7 protein-coding genes and 1 pseudogene are annotated in these 7,964 nt (G+C 70.9%); 5 read left to right on the forward strand and 3 right to left on the reverse strand.

Annotated features, from left to right (window positions below; translation table 11 throughout):
* The first annotated feature begins 32 nt into the window (after window positions 1-32).
* Window positions 33-1,091 carry a TIGR03617 family F420-dependent LLM class oxidoreductase gene (locus tag I6A60_RS22475; protein ID WP_203015931.1) on the forward strand — a complete coding sequence of 353 codons (1,059 nt, stop codon included), beginning with the start codon at window positions 33-35 and terminating at the stop codon, window positions 1,089-1,091.
* 61 nt (window positions 1,092-1,152) lie between these two features.
* On the opposite strand, the gene I6A60_RS22480 is transcribed toward I6A60_RS22475, so the two are convergent.
* Window positions 1,153-1,626 carry a nuclear transport factor 2 family protein gene (locus tag I6A60_RS22480; protein ID WP_203015934.1) on the reverse strand — a complete coding sequence of 158 codons (474 nt, stop codon included), beginning with the start codon at window positions 1,624-1,626 and terminating at the stop codon, window positions 1,153-1,155.
* 356 nt (window positions 1,627-1,982) lie between these two features.
* Here I6A60_RS22480 and I6A60_RS22485 point away from each other — a divergent pair, with 356 nt between their 5' ends.
* Both I6A60_RS22485 and I6A60_RS22490 read left to right on the forward strand, forming a co-directional pair.
* Window positions 1,983-2,891 (forward strand): phosphatase PAP2 family protein, encoded by a 909-nt coding sequence (locus tag I6A60_RS22485; protein WP_203015936.1) that lies wholly within the window; start codon window positions 1,983-1,985, stop codon window positions 2,889-2,891.
* Window positions 2,892-3,006: 115 nt separating this feature from the next.
* Window positions 3,007-4,053, forward strand: coding sequence for an aldo/keto reductase (locus I6A60_RS22490; RefSeq protein WP_203015938.1), 1,047 nt, complete (start codon window positions 3,007-3,009; stop codon window positions 4,051-4,053).
* Window positions 4,054-4,093: 40 nt separating this feature from the next.
* Here the strand turns inward: I6A60_RS22490 and I6A60_RS22495 are convergent.
* Window positions 4,094-5,027 (reverse strand): annotated as a pseudogene (locus I6A60_RS22495) (RNA polymerase sigma-70 factor).
* A gap of 249 nt (window positions 5,028-5,276) precedes the next feature.
* On the opposite strand from I6A60_RS22495, the gene I6A60_RS22500 reads away from it, so the two are divergent.
* Entirely contained in the window at window positions 5,277-5,762 is a 486-nt protein-coding gene (locus I6A60_RS22500) for a carboxymuconolactone decarboxylase family protein (protein WP_203015982.1), read from the forward strand.
* 61 nt (window positions 5,763-5,823) lie between these two features.
* Here I6A60_RS22500 and I6A60_RS22505 read toward each other — a convergent pair whose 3' ends face one another.
* Window positions 5,824-6,498: a Chromate resistance protein ChrB gene (locus I6A60_RS22505; protein WP_203015939.1), complete on the reverse strand. Its 675-nt coding sequence runs from the start codon at window positions 6,496-6,498 to the stop codon at window positions 5,824-5,826.
* A gap of 329 nt (window positions 6,499-6,827) precedes the next feature.
* Here I6A60_RS22505 and I6A60_RS22510 point away from each other — a divergent pair, with 329 nt between their 5' ends.
* Complete coding sequence (locus I6A60_RS22510) at window positions 6,828-7,889, forward strand: ABC transporter substrate-binding protein (RefSeq protein WP_203015940.1); 1,062 nt, start codon at window positions 6,828-6,830, stop codon at window positions 7,887-7,889.
* Window positions 7,890-7,964: the final 75 nt, after the last annotated feature.

Here is a 7,964-nt window from a genome sequence, read left to right on the forward strand (position 1 = left end):
CGCGGATTCGCGGCGAGAGCGGGAGGTGGCAGGTGCGGGTCGACGGCACACTCGGCGGCCTGGAGACGGCCGTCAGCCAGGCCACCACGGCCGAGGCGGCGGGTTACGACGGGGTGTGGACCGGCGAGGTCAACTCGGACCCGTTCCTGCCGCTGGCGGTCGCGACCCCGGCCACGTCCCGGCTGCGGCTGGGCACGTCGATCGCGGTCGCGCTGGCCCGCTCCCCCGTGGCGCTCGCCTACACGGCCAACGACCTGCAGCGGTTCTCCGGCGGCCGGTTCTCCCTCGGCCTCGGCTCGCAGGTGAAGGCGCACATCACCCGGCGGTTCTCGATGCCGTGGGGCCGGCCCGCCGCGCAGATGCGGGAGTTCGTGCTCGCGATGCGGGCGGCGTGGACGAGCTGGGAGCAGGGCACCCCGCTCGCCTTCGAGGGCGAGTACTACCGCCACACGCTGATGCCGCCGGCCTTCGTGCCGCCGGCACATCCGTTCGGGCCGCCGCGGATCCTGCTCGCCGGGGTCGGCGACGGGATGACCAGGGCCGCGGGCGAGGTCGCGGACGGCTTCTTCTGCCACTGGTTCACGACGCCGCGCTGGATCCGGGAGCACACGATTCCCGCGCTGGTCGAGGGCCGCCTGCGCGCCGGCCGGACACTGGCCGACTTCGACATCTGCGTCGGCGGCTTCGTCGCGACCGGCACCGACCAGGAGATCACCGAGGCCGTCGGACGGATGCGCGCCCAGATCTCGTTCTACGGCTCGACGCCGGCCTACCGCGCGGTCCTCGAACTGCACGGCTGGGGCGACCTGGGCACCGAGCTGACCGCCCTGTCCAAGCAGAACCGCTGGACCGAGATGGCCGCCCTCATCGACGACGAGGTGGTCGAGACGTTCGGCATCGTCGCCGCGCCGGACGACCTGCCCGCCCGCATCGCGCAGCGCTACGGCGACCTGGCCACCCGGCTCACCCTCAACCCGCCGGCGTCCTTCAGTGCCGAGCAGACCGGCGCGATGATCGCGGCCATCCAGGCCCTGCCCGGCGCCACACCGGCGACACTCGCCGCGGCCGCCCCAGCGACGACCACCTCCTGAGCCAGGCGCGTCCCGACGCCGGGCGCACGCCTGCAGGCGCCGCTGTCGCCGAACGGGGACGTCAAAGGCCCAAGTCGCTCAGCCCGGGGTGGTCGTCGGGCCGGCGGCCGGTCGGCCAGTGGTAGAGCCGGTCGGACGCCGCGATGGGCAGATCGTTGATGCTGGCGTGCCGGCGGACCATCAGGCCCTCGTCGTTGAACTCCCAGTTCTCGTTGCCATACGAGCGGTACCACTGCCCGGAGTCGTCGTGGCACTCGTAGGCGAACCGAACCGCGATCCGGTGCCCGTCGAACGCCCAGAGCTCCTTGATGAGGCGGTAGTCCAGCTCCCTGGTCCACTTGCGGGTCAGAAACTCGATGATCTCGGCCCGGCCGTTGACGAACTCGGCACGGTTGCGCCAGCGGCTGTCGGCCGAGTACCCCAGCGCGATGGCCCCGGGGTCGCGGCTGTTCCAGGCGTCCTCGGCCTTGCGGACCTTCTCGCGGGCACTCTGCGCGGTGAACGGCGGCAACGGTGGGCGGGGTGAGTCGGGCATCGCCTCTCCTCGGGTACTCCCGCGCGGCACCTGGCACCGCCCGGCCGGATGACGACGACCACGATAGACAGCCCGCCGCCGCACCTCACCACGCGACGCGGCCAACCGGGGCGACAACGCGACCGTCCTCGACCTCAGCCAGTCACTCAGTTCAATCCGGTCCCGACAAGATCCAGGCCAGCGGTCCTGCCGAACCGGTGACGGCGGCAAGGACCGGTCACACGCCGGGCGAAACGAACGTACGGTGACGAACAGGCAGCCATCGTCCGTCTGACCACGCGTGACCGGCGGTGGGCCCGCTGTCGCGCGCACCGCGACTGGCTCGGTGACCGGTGGTCCACGGCGACGGGAGTCGGATGCTGATCTTGACCTGGCAGGCGGCCGTCATCGTGGCGGGCGTGCTGCTGGCGGCAGCGCTGACGGGCACGGTGCTCAACCACTTCCGGCCCCACCGTGCGTTGGAGATCGTCTCGGCGGCGGCTCGGGAGTCGGGGATCATCCTCGCACTGTTCGGGCTGTGGCAGGTCGTGCGCATCCTCGCGATCACCCGCGTGGCCGGCGGGATCCGCAACGGGGAGTGGCTCTGGCACACGGAGCAGCGGCTGCACCTGCCCAGCGAGCTCGGCCTGGAGCGGTTCATGCTCCGGCACGAGGGCGCGCTCCGCCTGGCCAACACCTTCTACAGCAACGTGCACTTCCCAGCCATGATCGCCTTCCTGTGCTGGCTGTTCATCCGGCACCGTGCCTGCTACCCGTCGGCTCGCAACACGATCGTCCTGTTGACCGGCTCGTGCCTGCTCATCCAGGTCTTCCTGCCGGTGGCGCCGCCCCGGATGCTCACCTCGGTCGGTTTCGTCGACGAGGCGGTCCAGCTCGGCCAGTCGGTGTACGGGGAGTTCGGTGGTGGCGTGGCCGCCCAGCTGTCGGCCATGCCGTCGGTCCACGTTGCCTGGGCGTTCCTCATCGCGGTCGAGGTGATCCGGGTCAGTCCCAGCCGCTGGCGCTGGCTCATCGTCGTTCACCCGATCCTCACGACCTTCGTCGTGGTCGTCACGGCCAACCACTACTGGGCCGACGGCATCGTCGCGGTCGCCCTGCTGGCCCTGGCCGAGTTGGGCAGCCGGGCCATCGCGGAAGGGCGGCGCCGCTTCTGGCCGGCAGGAGGTCTGCCGGCCCTTACCCGGCAGCAGGACGGCCAGAGTCAGCCGCCGCGGGGCGTTCCGGGGTCACGCACCAGCCCGGACGAATGGGCGATCAACGGCTGACCACGAAGGGCAGGTCGCGCCGGGCCTCGGCTGCGGAGCGTCGCGAGGCCGGCGTCGCGCGCAGCGATCGTCGCGCCGGACCGCGATAGTGTGCCGACTGACCTGGGGAGTGTGGATGAAGTACCGCAAGTTCGGCCGAACCGGCGTCGAGGTCAGCAGCCAGTGCCTGGGCGCGATGATGTTCGGGGTCATCGGCAACCCCGACCACGACGCGTGCGAACGCATGATCGGCCGGGCGCTCGACGCCGGGATCAACTTCATCGACACCGCCGACATCTACTCGCGCGGCGAGAGCGAGGAGATCGTCGGCCGGGCCGTCAAGGGGCGGCGCGACGACGTGGTCATCGCGACCAAGTGCTTCAACCAGATGGGCGACGACCGCAACCAGCGCGGCGGATCCCGGCGGTGGATCATGAAGGCCGCCGAGGACAGTCTGCGCCGGCTCGGCACCGACTACCTCGACCTGTTCCAGGTCCATCGCCACGACTGGGACACCGATCTCGAGGAGACCCTCGGCGCCCTCACCGACCTGGTCCGCCAGGGCAAGGTGCGCTACATCGGCTCGTCGACCTTCCCGGCGGACTGGATCGTCGAGGCGCAGTGGGCCGCCCAGCGCCGGGGCAGCGAGCGCTTCGTCAGCGAGCAGCCGCAGTACTCGATCTTCGCGCGGTCCGTCGAACAGTCCGTGCTGCCGACCTGCCTGCGTCACAACATCGGGGTAATTCCGTGGAGCCCGCTGTCCGGTGGCTGGCTGACCGGCAAGTACCGCCGTGGCCAGGCCGAGCCGGCCAGCTCCCGGTACGCCGCCGGCAGCGTGTTCGCCCGGGGCCGCACGATCTCCGCCGACCCGGCCTCCGAGGACAGGTACGACGCGGTCGAGGAGCTGTCGAAGATCGCGGCGACGGCCGGCCTCTCGCTCACCCACCTGGCGCTCGCGTTCGTCGACCGCCACCCGGCCATCACCTCGACGATCATCGGCCCCAAGACCATCGAGCAGCTCGACGACGTGCTGGCCGCCGTCGACGTGGTCCTCGACGACGCCACCCTCGACGCCATCGACCAGGTGGTCCGCCCGGGCACCGACCTCGCCGGCGTCTTCCACATGACCGGAGACCCGTCGCTGCGCCCCGAACTTCGGCGCCGGGCCGCCGAGCGGTCCTGACACGCGGGTCCGGCTCCGTCAGAGCGGGTTCCGCCCGGTCTCAGCGGCGCAGGACCGTCTCCTGCTCGATGTGCGACAGCTTCTCCGGGATTGCGCACGGCGTAGAGCCCGGTGATGAGGCCGTCGTCGATCCGTACCGCCACGACGGTGTCGATCTCGCCGTCGAGCCGGACGACCAGCGCCGGGAAGCCGTTGACCTGGATGGGCTCGAACGACGCGGCGGCGTCGATCCGGCCCAGCCCGGCGGCGAGCAGGCGGGCCACCTTGCCGGCCCCGACGACCGGGCGCAGCACCGCCTGCCTGACTCCCCCGCCGTCGCCGACCAGGACGACGTCCGGGGCGAGGATGTCCAACAGGCCCTGTAGGTCACCGGTCTCGACCGCCCGCCGGAACGCGTCGAGCGCCCCTCGGGTCTCGGCCGCCGAGACGGCCCCACGCGGGCGGCGAGCGGCGACGTGCGCCCGCGCCCGGTGCGCGATCTGACGGACCGCGGCGGGACTCTTGTCGACCGCCTGCGCGATCTCGTCGTACCCGAAGGCGAACACCTCGCGCAGCACGAACACCGCCCGCTCGGTCGGCCCGAGCGTCTCCAGCACCAGCAACATCGCGATCGAGACGCTGTCCGCGAGCGCGACGTCCTCGGCGACGTCCGGCGCGGTCAGCAGCGGCTCGGGCAGCCACGGGCCGACGTAGGACTCCTTGCGCCGGCTGAGCGTACGCACCCGGCTCAGCGCCTGGCGGGTGGTGATCTGCACCAGGTACGCACGCGGATCCCGCACCGCGTCGAGATCGACGCCCACCCACCGCAGCCAGCTCTCCTGCAGGACGTCCTCCGCGTCCGCGGCCGAGCCGAGCATCTCGTAGGCAACCGTGAACAGCAGGTTGCGATGGGCGAGGAACGCCTCGGTGGCGGGGTCCGGGCGGCCGTCCTGGTCCATTCGCTCCTCGCGATCTGCAGGCGCGGTCCTCGACATGGGCGTCTCCTGTTCGCGCTCGACGGTGTCACCCACCAGACGCCCGGGCCAGCCGGTTTGTGACACCGCGGTCCGTCGTCATCCTCGGTCACGCGCCTACCTGCTCCCGGCCGGGCGCGACGTCGGCGGGGGCCGTCCACCGGTGGTGACGCAGGTCACGCGGGCCGGACCGTCACAAGGACCGGGGTGACCGGCATCTGGTGCTCGTTCGACGCGGCAATCCGCGACGCCCGAGGTGAGGACGACATCATGGAAGCCCGGTTCAACCTGTTCGACAACGAGATCTCGACCAAGTTCGGCAAGCGGTTCGCCGCCGCCAGCCTGGTGATCGGCCAGTCGCCGCTACCGAAGTCCACCCAGGAACTGGTGTCCCTGCGCGCCAGCCAGATCAACGGCTGCGGGTTCTGCGTCGACATGCACACCAAGGAGGCCGCGGCCGCCGGTGAGACCCCGGTCCGGCTCAATTTGGTCGCCGCCTGGCGCGAGGCCACCGTGTTCACCGACGCGGAACGGGCCGCACTCGCGTTCGCCGAGGAGGGAACCCGGCTCGCCGACACCCACCACGGCGTGTCTGACGAGACCTGGGCCCACGTCCGCAAGCACTACGACGACGACCAGCTCGCGGCGCTCATCTCCCTAATCGCCCTGATCAACGCGGCCAACCGGTTCAACGTCATCGTGCGCAACCCAGCGGGGTCCTACACGGCCGGCATGGCCGCCAGCCTGAAGAGCTGACCAGCGGCCGCGCCCCGGCCCGACCTTGTGGGAGGCGGGCCGGGGACGCCGGGCCCAGCCGTCAGCGGCTCTCGCCTTCCTCGGCGTAGACCCGGGCGGCGTATTCCTCCAGCGCCCGCTCGCAGGCGTCGAGGGCCTCCAGGGTGGATCTCGCGCGGGAGGCGCCGAAGACGTCGCGGGCGCGGACCTTGGCGTACCAGTTGCGCAGCTTGGTGAGGTCCTCGTCGTTCTCCTCCAGCTCGGCATAGGTGAAGTGGCTGGCGGCGTACTCCTTGCGCAGCTGCGCCTGGAAGTCCGCGCATTTGTCGACGATCTCGTCGTACTCGTCGTTGCGGGCCGCTTCGAAGGCGGCGAGCACGTCGGCCTCGCCGGCCATCACGTCGCAGCCGAGCAGGTGGGCGGTGCCCCCCATGTCGGTGATCTCCTTACGCAGTGTGCGCAGCGCGCGCTCACCGCCCGGGGTGATCACGGGCAGCGCGGCGACCGAGTTCTGGAGATAGATCGCGCCCAGTCCCTTGAGCTTGCGCCACACCCCGGCGCGCAGCCGGGTTGGCTCCGAGGGGACCCGGTAAACGAGCAGCAGCCACCGGGTCCCGTCACCCGCCGCCGCCCGGTCGCCGGTCGCCGGAGCATGGGCGCCGGTTGGGCGCTGCTCATCGCCGGCCGGACCGCCCGCGGCGTCCGGACGGTCCTGTTCGGCGGGCGCGGCCCCGTCATGTGGCCGAGTGGGTGGCAAGACTGACCTCCAGCGAGCCGGCAACAGACGACGCGGGCGAATATGTACGGAGTCCGACACCCGGCCGCCAGCCTATGACGCCCGCACCGCGGCAGGCCTCCGCCCGCCTGCCGGAGGTTGGTCTGTCGGCGGTCACGAGTGCCGGTCAACTATCGTCGCCGTAGTAGACGATCAGCCAGCGTTCACCGGTCCGCCATGCCCGTTCTCATTGCGGTACACGTCCATGCTCGATGTTTTCGTAACAGCCGTTACATCTTGAGTGAGACGACTCGTACTGGGAGAGAACGATGGCTGCTCGACGTCACAGGTGGGGCTTGGCTGTTGGCGGGGTGAGCGCCGCTGTCGCGGTCGCGCTGACCGCTGCCTGCGGCGGTCCGACGACCGGCGGCTCGACGCCGTCCGCGGCGGCGACCGCTGGGTCGTCCGGCGCGGCGAAGGTCCCGCTGACGGTGTACTCGGCGCAGGGCTACGACTCGGACGTGGTCAAGGCGTTCACCAAGGCGACCGGTATCAACGTCAAACTCGTCGACGACTCCACCGGCCCGCTGCTGACGAAGATCGCGGCGGAGCGCAACAACGCGCAGTGGGGGCTGCTCTGGGTCGACGGTGACACCGCGTTCGCCGCCCTGGACAAGCAGGGCCAGCTGCTGCCGTACACGCCGTCCGCGACCCTGACCGACGTGGGCCAGCAGATCGTGCCGTCCGACCACGCCTACGTCCCCACCGGCACCACGGTGATGGCCGCGCTCATCTACAACGCAGCCAAGGTCACCAACGTCCCGACCTCCTACCAGGATCTGTTGACCCCGGCGTACAAGGGCCTCGTCGGCATGAACGACCCGTCCCAGTCCGGGCCGACGTACCCGTTCATCGCCGGCGTGATGAACCAGCTCGGCGGCCAGGCCGACGGCGTCGCCAAGGGCGAGGACTTCTTCACGCAGCTGAAGAAGAACGGCCTGCACGTGAACCCGACCAATGGCGACACGCTGCACGCCCTGGAGACCGGCCAGATCCAGTACGGGCTGATCCAGAGCTCCGCCGCCACCGGCGAGATCCTGAAGGCCCAGAAGAGCGCCACCTTCGACCCGAAGGTCGTCTACCTGCCCAAGTCCACACTGCTGCCCAGCGTCATCGGCGTCGACAAGGCCGCGCCGCCCGCCGAGCAGGCCGAGGCCAAGCAGTTCATCGACTTCGTGCTGTCGCCGGCCGGCCAGAAGGTCATGCAGGGCGCCGACGCGACCGGCGACTCACTGTTCTGGCCGGTCGTCCCGGGCGTGACCGCCCTGTCGGGCCTGTCGGCCTTCCCGACGGACTTCCAGAAGATCGACCCGTACTTCTGGGGCCCGCTGGAGGGCCAGGTCAACTCCTGGTTCGACGGCAACATCAAGTAACCCGGTGACCTCTGCGGTAGAGGACGGTGCCCGCGCCCCCCCCCCCCGCGCCACCGCCCCCCTCACGCCCCTGCG

It is taken from the genome of Frankia sp. AgB1.9 (genome assembly GCF_016786355.1).
In the GTDB taxonomy this organism is placed as follows: domain Bacteria; phylum Actinomycetota; class Actinomycetes; order Frankiales; family Frankiaceae; genus Pseudofrankia.

What these genes read in the sequence shown, in the direction of transcription:
- I6A60_RS22500 (WP_203015982.1), top strand. Translation starts at nt 5,277, where the DNA reads ATGGAAGCCCGGTTCAACCTGTTCGACAACGAGATCTCGACCAAGTTC.
- I6A60_RS22480 (WP_203015934.1), bottom strand. Translation starts at nt 1,626, where the DNA reads ATGCCCGACTCACCCCGCCCACCGTTGCCGCCGTTCACCGCGCAGAGT.
- I6A60_RS22490 (WP_203015938.1), top strand. Translation starts at nt 3,007, where the DNA reads ATGAAGTACCGCAAGTTCGGCCGAACCGGCGTCGAGGTCAGCAGCCAG.
- I6A60_RS22485 (WP_203015936.1), top strand. Translation starts at nt 1,983, where the DNA reads ATGCTGATCTTGACCTGGCAGGCGGCCGTCATCGTGGCGGGCGTGCTG.